The organism is Luteimonas flava, assembly GCF_036584485.1.
Lineage (GTDB): Bacteria > Pseudomonadota > Gammaproteobacteria > Xanthomonadales > Xanthomonadaceae > Luteimonas > Luteimonas flava.
This window is the reverse complement of the sequence record NZ_JAZHBM010000053.1, coordinates 1-319: the sequence shown is the minus strand read 5'-3', so window position 1 is coordinate 319 and position 319 is coordinate 1. Positions and strand designations below refer to the sequence as shown.

General features: G+C 61.4%; 1 pseudogene. It reads right to left on the bottom strand.

Features of this window, described 5'->3' with window-relative positions:
• Nucleotides 1-88: 88 nt before the first annotated feature.
• Nucleotides 89-319, bottom strand: a pseudogene (locus V3391_RS17650) (hypothetical protein); the annotation flags it as partial.

Genomic DNA, 319 nt, shown 5'->3' with positions numbered 1-319 from the left:
GCCTACCGCGTGGCGATTTCGTGGCAGACACGGCATTACCTGGCGTCCAGCCACAGCATCGACAGGCTGTACTGCAAGTAGGCATGCTTCAGAAATAGCGCACCCACGCCCGTTGCGAAGTGCGCTTGTAGTTGGCGAACGCGCGGCAGGGAAAGTACAGCACGGGCATCAGGGCCAGCGCGATCAGCCACACTTGCCAGACATGCTCGACGCCATACCGGGCACCGTGGTTGGCGCCCAGCACGACCGTCAAGGCGAGGCCGATGGCCAGCAGCAGGTATAAATGCAGCAGATAGTAAAACATGGGCGCGCCGCCAAA